The sequence below is a fragment of the Exiguobacterium sp. K1 genome (assembly GCF_033721435.1).
In the GTDB taxonomy this organism is placed as follows: domain Bacteria; phylum Bacillota; class Bacilli; order Exiguobacteriales; family Exiguobacteriaceae; genus Exiguobacterium_A; species Exiguobacterium_A artemiae.
The window spans coordinates 591,834-608,083 of sequence record NZ_JAOTIT010000001.1 but is presented as its reverse complement, the minus strand read 5'-3'; the positions used below and the strand labels follow the sequence as shown (position 1 = coordinate 608,083).

Annotated in this window: 11 protein-coding genes and 1 tRNA gene; 3 read left to right on the top strand and 9 right to left on the bottom strand. The window is 46.0% G+C overall.

The window, feature by feature from the left end:
• Positions 1 to 30: 30 nt before the first annotated feature.
• From N7U64_RS03005 to gltB, 4 genes are all read right to left on the bottom strand, one after another.
• On the bottom strand, positions 31 to 2,064 hold the full coding sequence (locus N7U64_RS03005; RefSeq protein WP_318928450.1) for a BglG family transcription antiterminator: 2,034 nt from the start codon (positions 2,062 to 2,064) through the stop codon (positions 31 to 33).
• Positions 2,057 to 2,350 carry a hypothetical protein gene (locus N7U64_RS03000; protein WP_318928448.1) on the bottom strand — a complete coding sequence of 98 codons (294 nt, stop codon included), beginning with the start codon at positions 2,348 to 2,350 and terminating at the stop codon, positions 2,057 to 2,059. Before N7U64_RS03000 ends, N7U64_RS03005 begins: the two co-directional genes overlap by 8 nt.
• 171 nt (positions 2,351 to 2,521) lie before the next feature.
• A complete protein-coding gene (locus N7U64_RS02995) occupies positions 2,522 to 3,991 on the bottom strand; it encodes a glutamate synthase subunit beta (protein ID WP_318928447.1) in 1,470 nt (489 codons plus the stop codon).
• On the bottom strand, positions 3,988 to 8,466 hold the full coding sequence (gltB, locus tag N7U64_RS02990) for a glutamate synthase large subunit (protein WP_318928445.1): 4,479 nt from the start codon (positions 8,464 to 8,466) through the stop codon (positions 3,988 to 3,990). Before gltB ends, N7U64_RS02995 begins: the two co-directional genes overlap by 4 nt.
• Before the next feature lie 284 nt (positions 8,467 to 8,750).
• On the opposite strand from gltB, the gene N7U64_RS02985 reads away from it, so the two are divergent.
• Both N7U64_RS02985 and N7U64_RS02980 read left to right on the top strand, forming a co-directional pair.
• Positions 8,751 to 9,593: a transporter substrate-binding domain-containing protein gene (locus N7U64_RS02985; protein WP_012370595.1), complete on the top strand. Its 843-nt coding sequence runs from the start codon at positions 8,751 to 8,753 to the stop codon at positions 9,591 to 9,593.
• Positions 9,590 to 10,276: an amino acid ABC transporter permease gene (locus tag N7U64_RS02980; protein WP_012370596.1), complete on the top strand. Its 687-nt coding sequence runs from the start codon at positions 9,590 to 9,592 to the stop codon at positions 10,274 to 10,276. Before N7U64_RS02985 ends, N7U64_RS02980 begins: the two co-directional genes overlap by 4 nt.
• 477 nt (positions 10,277 to 10,753) lie before the next feature.
• On the opposite strand, the gene N7U64_RS02975 is transcribed toward N7U64_RS02980, so the two are convergent.
• Complete coding sequence (locus N7U64_RS02975) at positions 10,754 to 12,586, bottom strand: bifunctional diguanylate cyclase/phosphodiesterase (RefSeq protein ID WP_318928443.1); 1,833 nt, start codon at positions 12,584 to 12,586, stop codon at positions 10,754 to 10,756.
• Between the two features lie 155 nt (positions 12,587 to 12,741).
• Between N7U64_RS02975 and N7U64_RS02970 the strand changes: the two genes are divergently transcribed.
• Positions 12,742 to 13,371: an FMN-dependent NADH-azoreductase gene (locus N7U64_RS02970; protein WP_318928442.1), complete on the top strand. Its 630-nt coding sequence runs from the start codon at positions 12,742 to 12,744 to the stop codon at positions 13,369 to 13,371.
• On the opposite strand, the gene N7U64_RS02965 is transcribed toward N7U64_RS02970, so the two are convergent.
• From N7U64_RS02965 to N7U64_RS02950, 4 genes are all read right to left on the bottom strand, one after another.
• The gene (locus N7U64_RS02965) at positions 13,368 to 14,243 is read right to left on the bottom strand and encodes a helix-turn-helix domain-containing protein (protein WP_318928440.1); all 876 of its coding nucleotides are present in this window, start codon (positions 14,241 to 14,243) and stop codon (positions 13,368 to 13,370) included. The two genes, N7U64_RS02970 and N7U64_RS02965, sit on opposite strands and share 4 nt — an antisense overlap.
• Positions 14,244 to 14,266: 23 nt before the next feature.
• On the bottom strand, positions 14,267 to 15,145 hold the full coding sequence (locus N7U64_RS02960; protein WP_214764563.1) for a helix-turn-helix domain-containing protein: 879 nt from the start codon (positions 15,143 to 15,145) through the stop codon (positions 14,267 to 14,269).
• Between the two features lie 20 nt (positions 15,146 to 15,165).
• A complete protein-coding gene (locus tag N7U64_RS02955; RefSeq protein WP_318928437.1) occupies positions 15,166 to 16,053 on the bottom strand; it encodes a helix-turn-helix domain-containing protein in 888 nt (295 codons plus the stop codon).
• A 94-nt stretch (positions 16,054 to 16,147) separates the two neighbouring features.
• Positions 16,148 to 16,218, bottom strand: a tRNA-Thr gene (locus tag N7U64_RS02950).
• Positions 16,219 to 16,250 lie beyond the last annotated feature (32 nt).

The window sequence follows — 16,250 nt, the reverse complement described above, 5'->3', positions numbered from 1 at the left end:
TCAACGAATGGTTCTTCTGATTTGTTGTCCTCATGAGAAATTAATCGGTTGCTCGACCGCCTCGAGCTCTCTTTCGATGACCTTCCGGAATGTCCGGTTCAAAATCTGTTGAAGTTGATGAACATCCCCGTATTCAAATTGATGGGTTTGTTCATCATTTTCGATGATTGCACCACTGATTGAGCTGAGCAGTTGCAGCAGTTGATCCGTCGCTTCTTCTGGTGCCGCGAGTACTAAAATCCTTTCGACCGGTTGAATGAGCTGATCCATCCCCAAAAGATCAATCGGTTGGTCCAGCTCATAGATGAAGAACCCTCCACGATGAATCGATTCGTCGCGACCATGGAATAAAGCCAACCGTGTCCCGGGAATGCCGAGTCCAGACATCTCGTGACGCCGTAACAATTGCGCCGATAATTGGACGGCCGACGAGGTGACGTTTTTTTCGACCAGTCCATTGCTGATTTCAAGAAGGATTTCTTCCAACCCTTCCGTTTGCGAAGCAATCGTTTCAATGGAAAACGCGTCACTCAATTGGCGGGCCGTCTTGACCAATTCTTCCAATCGAACTAAATCCAGCCATCCCGATGACTCCTGACGGACGGGAGATTGGAACGATTTCGGTAGGGAGACAAGTAATTTCCGGATTCGGTCGACTTCTTCTTTCGGCAGTAACGGATTGACGAGCAGATGCGGTTGACTAATGTCCGGCAACGGCACCGTCGATAACACAAAGTCATAATCCTTCAGCTGGAGACGTCCAATGCCAAAGAGAGACGAACTTTCGACTTGCTCGAGTTCGGTAAATTCCTGCCGTAACCGGTTCATCAGTAATTTCGAAGATCCGAGTCCCGCCGAACAGACGACGAGTACACGGTAGGGTGTTTTCGGCAACGGTTTACTTAAAACAGCGCCAAAGTGCATCACCCAAAAGGCTAAGTCATAATCCGCAAACGTTTGATCGTTGAAGACGAATTCAGCGGCTTGTTTAACAGCGTCAAACAAACGCGGGTACTCCCGTTCGATCTGTTTAATGACATAAGACGGATTCACGATGTTTTGTTTCGTATACGACATGATGTGACTGACCAACCCGTGTTCGAGCGCCCGGTCCTCTGTGAAACCTTCTCCGTACAATAAAGAGACCTGTTCGATTAGTCGTTTGACACGCAGACGAATAACCAGTTCTTCGCCGGTCTCCAGCTGATCTTGTTGAAAATTCCGTAACTCTTCAGAAATCCATTGCCGCTCGGCAATCGATAAGGGGTACGGCAACCGTTGCTGTAGCGTATCGACGTGATGCAAGACTTCGAGCGGATATGCTTTTAATTCATAGACCATCGGAAACTGGTCCATCCGAATCGCTTGAACGGCTAAACTCAGCGCCGCCCGCATGAGAAGTCGATCACTGATATCCTGCTGTTTCGTCAAAGGAGCAATCACGGCATACGATTGGTTAATCGCTTCAATCCACTCCCGCTGCTGAATCTGAAGCAGATGCGGCAGTTGATCGACATGACCTTGCAGGAACCGGTAAAAGGACAAGACATCCCATTGCGTAAAAATCAACGAGACCAGCAACCGTCGTTTGTTGATTTCTTCGCCGATAACTTCTGCCCCTAACCCCTTTTTACGTTTTAATTCCAGTGCATACTGACAGAACCATTCATCAATCCGTTCTAAATCTTGACTGATCGTACTTGGCGCGATGTACATGGCATGTGCCAAAGCCTGCAGTTTGATCATCCCTTGTTCCTGCAAAAGGCGATACGCGAGTTCGACTTGCCGGTCTTCCGCTGAGGGTAACTGACGATGGGATAATAATAGCGCTTCACGCAGTTCCCGCTTCTGTCCCTCATCCCCATTCAGCTGTAAACCGCGTCCCCGTACATAAACCAGTTCCAACTGAAACGGTGCTACGGTTTGTCCAAGCCGGTCTCGTTCCCGTTGAATCGTCCGTTCCGAAGTTTCGAGTGCTTCTGCGATTTCCTGAATCTGAACCGGTTCTGATTTCGTCAGTAAATAAAACAAGATTTCCCGCTCACGGGCCGTAAAATCAGTCACTTTGCATCAACTCATTTCTAATGGTCTCAATTAAAACATCATAGGATGCCGTTGCCAACAAATGATCAATTGCAAATACCCGGCACGAGGACTTCACCGGAAGATTTGCAACGATTTGCCGGGGACCGACCAGAAAGCTGACATTCGCCGGAATTTCTTTGGCCCGGCACGTTTCAACCGTGACAGATAATCGCTCTTTTTGTAATCGATCCCGTAAGACTTTTGCCCCCATGACACTGCTGACTAAGCCCGAGTCGCAGACAAAGATAATGGTCATCATATCCATCCTATTCACCCCTTCCCTTTTATCCTATCTGAAAGCGCTTAAAAACGGGGGGATGACAAACCGGTTTATTTAATTTCTTTTTTTAATCTTGTCCAAAATTCCTGACAGATCAAAAAACGTTCGAATCTCCCGCCTGAGGAAGTTCGAACGTTTGTTGATGTCTAATCCGGGTCAACCGGTTTGTTTATGCACGGTTAAAAGATGTTGTTCGACTTTTTCAGCGACTTCCCGTCCTTCGCGGATCGCCCAAACAATCAAGGACTGACCACGACGGGCATCCCCTGCCGCGAAGATACCCGGTCGGTTTGTCGCGTATGCCATCGTTTTAATCTTGCCGTTTTGTGTCGCGACCGGCAGATGTCGTAGAACATCCTGCTCGACGCCGCTGAAGCCGATGGCAATCAACATTGTATCAACCGGATAATATTTTTCGGTTCCAGGAATCTTCTGAAACTCCACCCGTCCGTCGGCATGACGGATTTTGTCATTATAAATCGTCCAGACACCGGTCAATCGGCCTGCTTCATCCGTCGTATACCGCTCGATCGCAATCAAGTATTCCCGGGGATCGCGACCAAACTGCACGTGTGCTTCCTCATACCCGTAATCGAGAGTGAACAGGTTCGGTGTATCCGGCCACATATTGTCCGCTGTCCGTGTTGAACCCGGCATCTCGTGTTTGCCGAACTGAACGACGGAGCGGCAACCTTGTCGCAGTGCCGTCGCCACACAGTCGGCGCCTGTATCTCCGCCTCCGATGACAAGGACATCTTTCCCCCGTGTATCATGCAAGTCAATCAAAGATTGTCCGGTCAGGAGTTGTCGTGTCACACTCGTCAAATAGTCCATCGCGTATCCGACGCCCTGACCCGGTGCGTCCGGTATTTTGCGGGGCTCGGTTGCACCGACACAGAGGATGACGGCATCATAATCGGCTTCCAGTTGATCGAGTGAGACATCAAGACCAATCGTGACGCCGGTTTTAAATGTGATGCCTTCCGTTTCAAGCAACCGGACACGACGGGCGACGATGTCTTTTGAAAGCTTCATCGCCGGAATCCCGTACGTCAACAGACCGCCGACTTGATCTTCCCGTTCAAAGACGGTCACGTGATGCCCTGCTTGATTCAATTGATCGGCTGCCGCTAAGCCGGCCGGACCAGAACCGACAATCGCAATCCGGTGCTGGCTTCTGACTGACGGAATACGCGGTTGGACCCACCCGTTCTCAAAACCGATATCGATAATGGTCCGTTCGATCTGTTTAATGGTGACAGCAGGTTCATTGATGGACAGCGTACACGATCCTTCACAGGGCGCGGGACAGACCCGGCCCGTGAATTCAGGAAAATTATTCGTTTCCTGCAGCCGTTCAAGGGCTTCCTGGAAGTTGCCCTGTTCGACCAGTACGTTCCACTCGGGAATTAAGTTGTAGACCGGACAACCGATTTTGACTTGACCATACGTCTCACCGACATGGCAAAACGGTGTCCCGCAATCCATACAACGGCTCGCCTGTTCCGAAGCTTCCGCTTCAGAAAAACGTTCTTTATACTCGTTAAAATCACCAATTCGTTCACTGCTGTCACGTTCCTTGCCTGCCTGGCGGGGAACGTTCATGAATTGATCCCGTCTCTTCATTGTTTCCCTCCTGTTCCGCGTCCGATATGCGTTTCAAATGCCAACAACATCGCTTCTTCCGTATTGTGTCCCTGTTGCGCATATCCCGCCATTAAAGTTGTCACCGCTTGATATGTCGACGGAATGACACGAATGAATGAGCTGAGGACATGATCCCAGTTTGCTAAAATCGCATGACCTTGTTCACTGTTCGTCCGGGCGACATGCCGCTCGATGAATGTTTTTAAGCGGGTTGCCTCTTCAGGGTCCGAAACGGCTCCCGTTACGACAAGCTCCCGGTTGATCCGGGCCTCAAAACGGGTGACATCTTTCGGTAAGACGTACGCGACGCCGCCGGACATTCCGGCGGCAAAGTTCAGTCCGACATCTCCTAATATGACGACACTTCCGCCCGTCATATACTCGAGACCGTGATTGCCGATTCCTTCGACGACTGCCGTCGCTCCGCTGTTCCGGACAGCGAATCGTTCCCCGGCCTGACCGTTGACGTAAAGCTCTCCACTCGTTGCCCCGTACAGTGCCACATTTCCGATGATGACCTGATCCGAGGAGACGAAACTGGATTTTGCCTGCGGGCGCACGGCAATGACCCCGCCGGATAATCCTTTACCGACATAATCGTTGGCATCTCCCGACACATTTAATGTCATACCACGCGGGATATATGCACCAAGACTTTGACCGGCTGAACCCGTCAGATTGAGCGTTAACCGATCCGTCGGAAGCCCCATCGCTCCATACAGCCGTGTCAAACGGGATCCGGTATTCGTTCCGATTGCCCGGTCCGTATTGGTGACCGGGAAGGTAAAGGTTTGTTGTTCTGTAAACGATTGATCCGTGATGAGCGTTTCCAGTTCACGCCCGTCAAAAGAAGCTGAGACGTGATGCTCCTGGTACTGCCGGTTTTCGGGTGAATATCCCGGCATGACGAACAGGCGGGATAAATCGAGACTGGCTGCTTTCCAGTGCGTCTTTAACCGGTCCGATGATTGCAACAGATCCGTCCGGCCGACTAAATCGGCTAACCGTCTTACACCGAGTTGCGCTAAATATTCGCGGACTTCTTCGGCGACAAATTCCATGAAGTGAACGACATGATCCGCTGACCCTGTAAATTTCTCACGAAGCTTCGGATCTTGTGTTGCCACGCCGACCGGACATGTATCGAGATGGCAGGCCCGCATCATGATGCAACCGACGGCAATTAACGGTGCCGTTGCAAAGCCGTATTCATTAGCACCGAGCATCGCAGCGATGACGACATCGCGTCCCGTCAATAACTTTCCGTCCGTTTCCAAAACGACACGGTCCCGTAATCCGTTTAAGGCCAGTGTTTGATGGGTTTCAGCCAAGCCCAGTTCCCACGGTAATCCCGTATGCTGAATGCTGGTCTTCGGTGAAGCACCGGTTCCCCCGTCATGACCGCTGATGACGATGACATCGGCCAGTCCTTTGGCGACGCCGGCAGCAATCGTTCCGACACCGCCTTTTGCGACCAGTTTGACACTGATCCGCGCCCGGTCATTCGCGCGTTTCAAGTCATGAATCAGCTGCGCCAAATCCTCGATTGAATAAATATCATGGTGCGGCGGAGGTGAAATCAATCCGACACCTGGTGTCGAGGCACGGACACGCGCAATCCACGGATAAACTTTTTCACCCGGCAGCTGTCCGCCTTCTCCCGGCTTCGCCCCTTGCGCCACCTTAATCTGCAGTTCGTCGGCATGGACAAGATAATCACTCGTGACACCGAATCGTCCGGATGCAATCTGTTTGATCCGGCTCATCCGCGAATCCCCGTTTTCATCCAACTGATACCGTTCCTCTTCTTCGCCGCCTTCCCCGCTGTTGCTTTTACCGCCGAGCCGGTTCATCGCGATGGCTAACGTTTCGTGTGCTTCTTTCGACAACGAACCGTAAGACATCGCTCCTGTCTTGAAATATTTGACGATTTCACTGACCGGTTCCACTTCGGCAAGCGGAATCGGGGTTGTTTCCCGGAAAGACATCAGGTGACGTAAAAACGTCGCCGGTTCTTCCTGGATCCGCGAAGAATAGGTTTTAAACAAATCATACCGTCCGGTCCGGCAGGCATGTTGCAACAGATGAATCGTTGCCGGGTTGAAGGCATGATGTTCGCCGTCATGGCGATAGCGGAAAACGCTACCGGACTCAAGCCGTGTCCGCTTGACTCCTTCTTCATGTTGACGAAGTGCTTCTTGTTCAATCAATGCCAAGGTCAAACCGTCGAGTTGCGAGACGGTTCCCGTGAAGTACCGGTCGATGACCTCTTCGGAAATACCGACCGCTTCGAAAATTTGAGCCCCGCGGTAACTGAAGACCGTCGAAATGCCCATCTTTGACATGACTTTGACCACACCCTCCGTCACTGCCGACCGGTATCGTTCGGCATAATCCGGCATCGTTTCGTCAACCGCATCCTGTAACGTCGCATAGACGAGATACGGATGAATGGCATCGGCTCCGTATCCGACTAAGGCGGCAAAATGATGGACTTCCCGGACTTCGCCGCCTTCGATGATCAAACTGGCTTTCGTCCGTAACCCTTCCCGGATCAAATGGTGATGAATGGCGCTCGTGACAAGTAGAATCGGCATTGGTACAGCACCCGGCCGGACATTCCGGTCAGAAAGAATCAACAGTTCACAGCCTCCCCGGACCGCATGGACAGCTTGCTCGAGTAACGCTTCGAGTGCTTCCTCCAGTTGACCGTCAAACACTGTCGAAAGTGTCTTGTGGGCAAGTTTCGTCTGTTTGAGCGCCGCTGCTTCCGCTGGCGTAAGAACCGGTGAGGCGAGACGAATTCGACGGCAATTCTGCCGGTTCGGTGTCAACAATTCCCCTTGCTGACCAAGCCAGGTCATCGTCGACGTGACGATTTGTTCCCGCAATGCATCAATCGGCGGATTCGTCACTTGTGCGAATAACTGTTTGAAGTAGCGGAACAAGGATTGCGGTCGTTCACTTAAGACAGCGAGCGGGATATCCGTTCCCATCGCCCCTAACGGATCTTTTTTCTCTTCCACGAGCGGAATCAAATATTGGTCGATGTCTTCCCGTGTATAACCGAATAAACGTTGTAACGTTCCGAGATTCGAGACCTCTTCCGTTCTGACGTCTGCCGGTAATGGAATCATTTCTTCTGCCAACCATTCGGCATACGGATGACGCATCGCCAGTTCACGCTTAACCTCTTCATCTGAAATCAATTGACCGGATGCAAAATCAAGCAGTAGCAGCTCTCCCGGAACAAGCCGTTTCTTAAATAAAATATCGTGTTCCGCAATTGGTAAGACACCGGATTCGGAAGACAACATAAAATGACCATCCCGCATCATCATATACCGTGCCGGTCGCAGACCATTCCGGTCAAGTGTCGCGCCAATCTGTTTCCCATTCGTGAAGACAATCGCCGACGGTCCATCCCACGGCTCCATCATGCTGCTGTGGTATTCGTAATAGGCCCGTTTTGCCGGTCGCACCTCTGCGTGTTCAAACGGTTCCGGTACTAGCATCAAGGCGGTTTCCGCAAGCGTCAATCCGGACAGATATAAAAACTCGAACGCATTATCCAGCATCGAGGAATCGCTGCCCGATTCGTCCAAAATCGGTAAGACATCTTTCGCCCGACGGCCGTACGTCGTCTTGGCCAACCCGTTTTCACGGCTCCGCATCGCCCGGACGTTTCCTTGTAGTGTATTGATTTCACCGTTATGGATTAAATAACGATTTGGATGGGCACGTTTCCAGCTCGGAAACGTGTTCGTACTGAATCTCGAGTGAACGATCGCAAAGCCGGACTGATACCGTTCATCCTGTAAATCATCAAAATATAAACCAAGCTGATCGGTTGTCACAAGTCCTTTGTAAACGATTGTTTCGCTTGAGCTGCTTAAGACGTATTGTTCAATGCCAAGCTGCTCCGCTTCCCGTTCAAATAAGCGGCGAATCAGGAACAATGCCCGTTCGAACGCCAGTCCTTCCACTTTGTTTGCTTCAATGAAGCATTGCCGGATAACAGGTTCCGTTTGACGGGCTTTTTCTCCAATCACAGTGTTCGTGACCGGTACCGTCCGCCATTCGATCAAGCGTTGTCCTTCTGATAAAATGATGGATTCCAAAGCCCGTTCCAACCGTTGACGCAACCGGTCTTCCCGCGGTAAAAACATCATCATGACCCCGTAGTCCCCACTGCGCGGCAGATGGACATTTCGTAAGGCTTGACGGAAGAGACGATCTGGTATTTGCGTGAGGATGCCGGCTCCGTCGCCGGTTTTCGCATCACTTCCTTGTCCTCCCCGATGTTCCATCTGACACAACATCTTCAAGGCGTTTTGAACGATTTCATGACTGGCTCGTCCCGTCCGATGAGCATAAACCCCGATTCCACACGCATCGTGTTCTTGTCTCGGATCATAAAGTCCTTGCCGCTGCGGTATTTGATGAAATGACATGTTACCACGCTCCTAACCGTTCTAAATTTTCTGTATATTCTGTTAAAATATACTTTACACTCTTTTATGTTTATTCGCTACCATGTATATTTCCAAAATTTGAGTTCTCTCATCCCTTGATAGACCGTTTCATCATGATGATAACGCTTACATATAGATGAATAATTTTTTTGAATAAAATATTTTTTAAGAGGCTGTTCATTTTTGCCGTAATTCCTTTTTCCGTGGTATTTTTAAATAGAAAATAAATTATCAGTGCTTGTTTGGAAAAGGAGAATATTAAAATGAAAAACTCTGTAAAATGGACGGGTCTCTTGATTGCAGGAACGGCCCTGGTCCTTAGTGCATGTGGTCAGGAAGAAAAACAAATGACCGCATACGATAAAATTAAAAAAGAAGGAACCTTGACCGTTGCAACAGCAGGTACCCTTTATCCGACATCTTTCCACGAAGAAAAAAGTAACAAATTGACCGGGTTTGATGTCGAAGTCGTCAAAGAAATCGCAAAACGTCTTGATTTAAAAGTCGCCTTCAAAGAAATGTCTTTCGACGGAATGCTGACAAGTGTGAACACCGGTCAAGTGGATTTAGCGGCCAACGATATTACGATTACGGAAGAACGTAAAGGAAAGTTTGCCTTCTCTAAACCTTACAAATATACGTACGGGACAGCGATCGTCCGTAAAAGTGATTTATCCGGCATCAAGTCCCTCGAAGATTTAAAAGGGAAAAAAGCAGCTGGAGAAGCGACGACAACGTACATGCAAGTGGCCAAGAAATACGGTGCCAAGGAAGTCACATATGATAATGCCACGAATGATCAATATTTACGTGATGTCTCTAACGGACGGACGGACGTCATCTTAAACGATTATTATCTCCAGAGCCTTGCCGTCGACTTCTTCAAAGATTTCGACATCACGATTCACCCTGATATTGCCTATAACCCAAGCCAAGTCGGACTCATCATGGACTTGGACAACAAAGAGTTACAGTCGAACATCAATGCTGAAATCGATGAAATGAAAGAAGACGGCACGCTCGCCAAATTGTCGAAGACATTTTATGCCAACAAAGACGTCTCGAAAATGCCTGATGTCAAGACGACGCTCGTCGACGTGAATTGAACAGTTTCTCTGAGATTGAATGGCGGTCTGTCTTTAACCCGGAATTAGCAAAAGAAGCGTTTCCCTACATCTTAGGAGGGCTCGGTCATACGCTTTGGATTTCGATACTCAGCATGTTGATTGGTCTTGGACTTGGCTTATTGCTTGCTTTGGCACGCTTATCTGCATCACGTCTGTTACGGACAGTCGCCACTCTCTACATCTCCTTCATGCGCGGTGTACCGATTCTCGTCTTATTATTCATGTTTTACTTTGGTTTACCGGTCATCAACATTCAACTCGATGCCTTAACCGCTGCCATTGCCGGTTTCAGTCTGAACAGTGCTGCCTATATGGCTGAAATCATTCGTTCGTCACTTTTGTCCGTTGATCGCGGGCAACAAGAAGCGGCACAATCGCTCGGGCTTTCCAGATACCGTGTGTTCGTCGGCATTATCTTGCCGCAGGCCGTCCGCCTGGCAATCCCCCCGTTATCAAATGTCCTTCTTGATTTGGTAAAAGCCTCTTCGCTCGCTGCCATGATTACGGTGCCGGAGATTTTTCAACGGGCAAAAATCGTCGGCGGACGGGAGTTTGACTACATGACAGTTTATTTTGTCATCGCCTTCATCTACTGGGGAATCTGTGCCGTCATCGCCGCCGGACAAGAAATGCTCGAACGGCGTTTCGCCCGCTATCTATAACGTAAAAAAGCTCAACCGTTTTTCACTTTCGTCACGAGGACGTCTGTAGAAAACAGGTTGAGCTTTTTTTATCAAAATTAGGCGAGAATACTCTCACCTCTAAGTGTCTCGGACAAAGCCCAGCGTAGGTGGGAGATGAATCGCCTTCGGGCAAGGCGTGTCTTACGACACGTCAATTGCCCGACGTTTTCGGTTTGAAAACACTTAAAACCAGGAAAAAAACAATACGTCGTGTTCTTTGAAAACTGAAGGTATAGGGTTGTGACTGGAAGTTCGTCTGTCACGTAAAATCTTCAACGTTCACCTTGCAGATGACCGAAGTAGCGAAAACCAAGCAGAGTAAGCGTCCGCACAAAAGAAACTGACAAGATTAAAATCCAACCGTCGGGACGACGGGGTTAGCTTGATAAATTCAGACCAATAGGTCGGATAACTCAGGAATCCTTCACCTCTTAGCATAGCGTAGGTGGAGGTAGTTCAAGCTTGTTGGTCGAGCAATGGTTCGACGGATAGCGCTTCCAATGGTTTATGGAACAAATAGCCTTGAAGCGTCTGGCACCCTAACCCTGTCAAAAGTTCCGCTTCCGCCATCGCTTCGATTCCTTCCGCGACAATCGTCATCTTCAACCGATCTCCTAATTGAATGATCATCTCGACGATGGCTCGTTTTTCTTCCGAGTCAATCGCCGCCCGGACAATCTCTTTCGGAATTTTCAACTGATCAAAAGGTAATTCGACGAGCGTCTGCATCGAAGAAAAACCGGTTCCAAAATCGTCAAGCGCAATCCGGATCCCGTGGAGATGCAATTCATTTAATGTCTCGATTATTTGTGCCATTCCTTCGATAAAAATATGTTCTGTCATTTCGATTTCCAATAAGTAAGGCGGAAAACCGGTTGATCGTAAAATCTTCAATACCTTTTCGGTAAAGTCTTCTTGACGCAACTGCGAAGGCGAGACATTAACGGCAATCGTGATTGGTTTTCGTCCTTGTTCCAACCATTGCTGACCTTGCAGGCAGGCTTTACGCATTACCCATCCTCCAAGTGTTTCGATGAATCGCGTCCGTTCTGCCAACGGAATGAATTCCAGCGGAGAAATCAACCCGTATTTCGGATGATTCCACCGGACTAGTGCTTCTGCACCCGTGATGCGGTGATTAGTTGCGCTGACTTGCGGTTGAAACAATACGAAAAAGTCCCGGTCAAGATCAGCATCATACAGATCACGTGTCAGTTGCATGGCTCGTTTGCGTTCATTTTGAGTCACTTGATCCGTGATTGCAAACGTATTTTTACGATTTGACTTTGCTGTAAATAAAGCAATCTCGGCATCATTGATGACATGATCAATCGATTCCCCGTTAACGAATGACACCCCGATGCTTGCCGTTACATTAATTTGCTTAAAATCGATTTGGACACGTTCAGAAATACTGGCTAAAATCTCATCGCATAACTGATCCGGTTGCGCGGACGTCGCATGTAATAAAAAGGCACTTCCACTCGCTTTAGCGACGATACAATCGGAAAAACGCGTCATCAACCGTTTTCCGATGATATGCAACGTCCGGTCTCCCGTTCGGTAACCGAATGCATCATTGACTGTCTTGAAATCATCCAAATCAATCAGACAGATGATATCTCCCGCGACCGCTTTTTTTTCCGTTTCAATCACAAAAAAAGACCGGTTCGCCAGTTCCGTGACCGAATCAAAAAATGCTTGTTCCTTCAATCGAGCTAAGTAGTCGATGTTTCGTTCCAGCCGTGAAACATACTGTCTATGAATCAACAGACTGATCAGTGTAGCAATCAAAATCAGTCCGATCCGTGCGATATGATCCGTTGAACTGAAGTTTGACATGCCTGCCGGTGCTTTTAACCAGACGTACAGGAGTGATAAAACGCTGATTGCCGTCGCATACAGTAACATCGTCCGGTTAATGACGACCAGGGAGGCCAATACAAATAACAACGATGCGGCCCACACAGTCTGTGCCCCATTGTTTATATACGGATAGTTGATGAACGGGATCAATAAGAAGACACTCGACATCATATGCGGTTTCCATCGGTCGCTAAGACTGCTTTTCCCAATCAGAAACTGTACACCACCCACAATAAAAATCAAAAAAGCACGCCACACTTCAGACCACTGCAATCCAGACGAACTGATGTTGCTCGAGAAGATATATAAAATGGAACCACAGCTAGTCAGCACAAAAATAATCATTCCGAACAGCTGGTAATTGGCGTTTACTTCGCGATGGTAGTGAAAATTCGTCGATGAAGGACGTTCATGTGCCTTCATAATCTTCTCTCCTTCCCGTGACTTCGTCCTCTTCTTTTCCTTATCGAGTTGGAATTAAAACCTAATTCCTCCATTGATTTGGTTTTAATTCCTCACGTCTAAAGAAGTCTTCATTCGGGTAATTGACTAATAAAGATTGAAAGGAGTGTTAAATCATGAGCCGTCTTTTATTTATCGAAGCCAATGACAGTACCCATCAAAAGAAAGGGATCAGCTCCCATATGAATGAAGCCTTTCTTTCAAGCTACCGGACACATCATCCGGAGGACGAAATCGTCGTTCTCAATTTATTTGAGGAACGGTTACCTTTTTTTGATTTACGCCTCGCTTCCGCTGCCGCTAAACTGTTTCGCGGGGAATCGGTAGATGCCGATGACGATGTTCCGATCGGAAAATTACAAGAATACCTGACCGGATTTCTCGACTCGGACAAAATCGTCTTCTCTTTCCCGATGTGGAACTTGACCGTTCCGGCTCCCCTCCATAACTATATGGACTATCTGGCGCAAGCCGGTCAGACATTCCGTTATACGGCAGAAGGATCGATCGGATTGGTGAAAGGAAAACAAGTATTGTTGCTGCATTCACGCGGCGGTGACTATTCGACATCCGATAAAGCGGACTCCGAACATGCCGTTCGTTACATGCTCGACATACTCCGTTTCTTCGGCATTGAAGATGTTCAAACGATCATTTTGGAAGGCCACCAACAATATCCGGACCGCGCGGATGAACTCACCAAAAAAGCCCTCTCCGCATGTGAGAAGGCCGGGGAAATATTTTAAAATCTGTAGAGTAAAAACTTTTCGTGGCTATCTATGACAAGCTGTTCGTAGCTCGGCATCTCGAAGGCTTTAAACAGACTATAGGAAAGTGTAAAATCTCGCTTGATATCATCTATATTACCGTTTGTTTTTTTAGTGAAATAGCCGCGTTGAAAATAAAAATGTCCCAAAAACGAAGCATCGTCCAGCGCAAGACTTTCCTGAATTCCAGTCGCTACTACTTGAAGACCTTTTTCATAATTCTTTTGGAATGACAGTTGCTGAGCATGGTTGTAAATGATTTTAATTCTAGCTTTCTTTAATTCAATCGTATCAAATTTCAGACTTAAGACGTCTTCAAAAACACTTTCCGAGTGAACAAATTGTTTGTTTTCAAAATAAAAATTAGCAATTGCCATCTTGATTCGCAGATACATTTGAGGTGATTCGAACCAAACTTCTTCTGTATCCGTTAAATGCACTAATCGAGAAATGCTTGATCGAAAATCTATTTTTTGAGTTCTCTCACTACAAATAATTTCAAAATACTCCAACAATAGTAATATTTCCTTGTTTGTTGACTGACTTTTTATTTTCTCAGTTTGATTTATTAACTCATCAAACTGCTGGCTTCGAAACAAGCCGGTAAGGAGTCGGTCACATTCACGGAATTCTTCACTTTTATATTGATCACGAAATAACATTGACAGGGGTACACGTAATCGTTTCGCAATTTGTTGTAATAAATCAATCGTTGGCGAGTTACGCCCATTTTCAATCTTACTGATTTCTGCCTGGCTACATATCCCGTCGCACAATTCTTTTTGTGTCATTCTTTTTTCTTTACGAATCTGTTTGATTTCATTTCCAATTGATACCGGTAGTGAATTCATTAATTGTCTCCCTTGATTAAACCTCATAAGAACTTAAACAATAAATACTCATTTCTTCCTTTTTCTACAATCTCGACGTAACGATCCAAATTAAGTGCAGTGAACAAAGTATACGACATGGAATAGTCCTCTTTTACTGTTTGAAGATCAAAATTTAATTTTTCTTTGAAATTTGCACGTTGATAATAAAAGTGTCCTAAAAAAGAAGAATTTTTTCGTTCTATACTCTCAGAAATTCCTGATTCTGTGACTATCATTCCGTCTCGATAGTATCCTTGAAAAAATAATTGTTGCGCATGATTATACAGTATTTTAATTCGTAAGCTTTTTAATTCTTCCGTATTATAGTCCATCGCTAGTAATGTTTCGTAAATTTTTCTTGAGTGCACAAACTGATCATTCAAATAATAATAGTTTGCGATAGCTAATTTAATTCTTACATACATTAGAGGTGACTCATACCATACTTCTTCCTGGTCTGTTAAAAAGGATAATTCTGAAATACACGATCGGTAATCTATTGATTTTCTGCCTTCTAATCCAATCAGTTCAAAATATTTAGCAAGTAGATATATCGACGTATTTATCTTTGTATTAAAAATTTCTTTAACAGAACCAATAAGGTCATCAAATTTTTGACTACGATAGAGTTTTGTCCATTCATAATCATATTCTTGGAATAACATCATTTGCGTGTCTTCCTCAAATAATTGTAGGATCGAAATATTTAATCGATTTGCGATTTTTTGAATCGTTTCGATTGTTGGAGATACTTTTCCTTGCTCAATTTTACTTAATTCCGCTTGGCTACAAATATTTTGACAAACTTCTTGTTGAGTAAATCGTTGTTCAAGCCGGATTCGTCTTAATTGATTTCCGATCAAGTTAGAGAGTGAAGTCATGTAATAAACAGCCCTTTTAGTCAGTATTCATCATAGTTTATTTCGTCACAAAAATTTTGTTTTACTTTTTTAACGGTATTAGCATATCGATTCATATGAAATGCTTTAAATAATTCATATGCAATTACATAGCTTTGACACGTTTCCTTATTATCCCCGTACATTTCTTCTAAAACTTCACCCAGTTGATAATAAAAGTGTGCAATGTAAGAAGTATCTGTTAGCAGTACACTATAACGAATACCTTTTAATGTGACAGTTAAACTTTTTTCTAAGTCTCCCATTTTAAACAACAGTTTCGCATGATTATAAGTGATTTTCAATTGCTGACCTACTACTTTTTCATTACTAAAATCAAAGTGAGTCTCTTCTAACTCTTTATATAGTTTTTCAGCTTGTTTATACTCCTGATTTTCTGCGTATAGAATTGCTATTCCCATTTTTGTTCTTAAATATAAATCCGGATAACTATATTTAATGTCATTCTGTTCAATTAATCGAGAAAGTTGGACGGATGTTGTCCTATGATCAAAATTGTTTAAGCGATAGTCACTGATGATTTGATAATATTTCAACAACAAAATTGTCTCTTCAAATCTATCTTCAGTAATCATTTTGTACGATCGAATCTGCTCATAATTTCCTTCTCTAGTCAATCGAAGCAATGTATGGTCTAATTTTTTTACACTTTCTTCTTGCTTCTGATTTTCGAACAAGAAAGAGATTGGTATTTTAAGACGTTCTGCAATTTGTTGCAACAAATCAACCGTGGGTGAGTTGCGTCCATTCTCGATTTTACTGATTTCTGCCTGACTGCAAATTCCCTCACATAGTTCGGATTGTGTCCAATTCCGCTCTTGCCGGATCCGTTTGATTTCGTTACCAATCGAAACATTTAATTGATTCATGGATGTCTCCCTCACAATCTGTTCCTGTTCTGGACAAAAAAACAGGCCTCCCGTTCAAGTGATTGACTTGTGACGGAAGACCTGTTTATTTTGATGCTTCCGGCGAGAATCGAACTCGCACTGCAGCATTACCATTGCTGAGGTCTGCCATTAACCTACGGAAGCCTGTTTTTTCTAATATTAGTATAACGTAACCC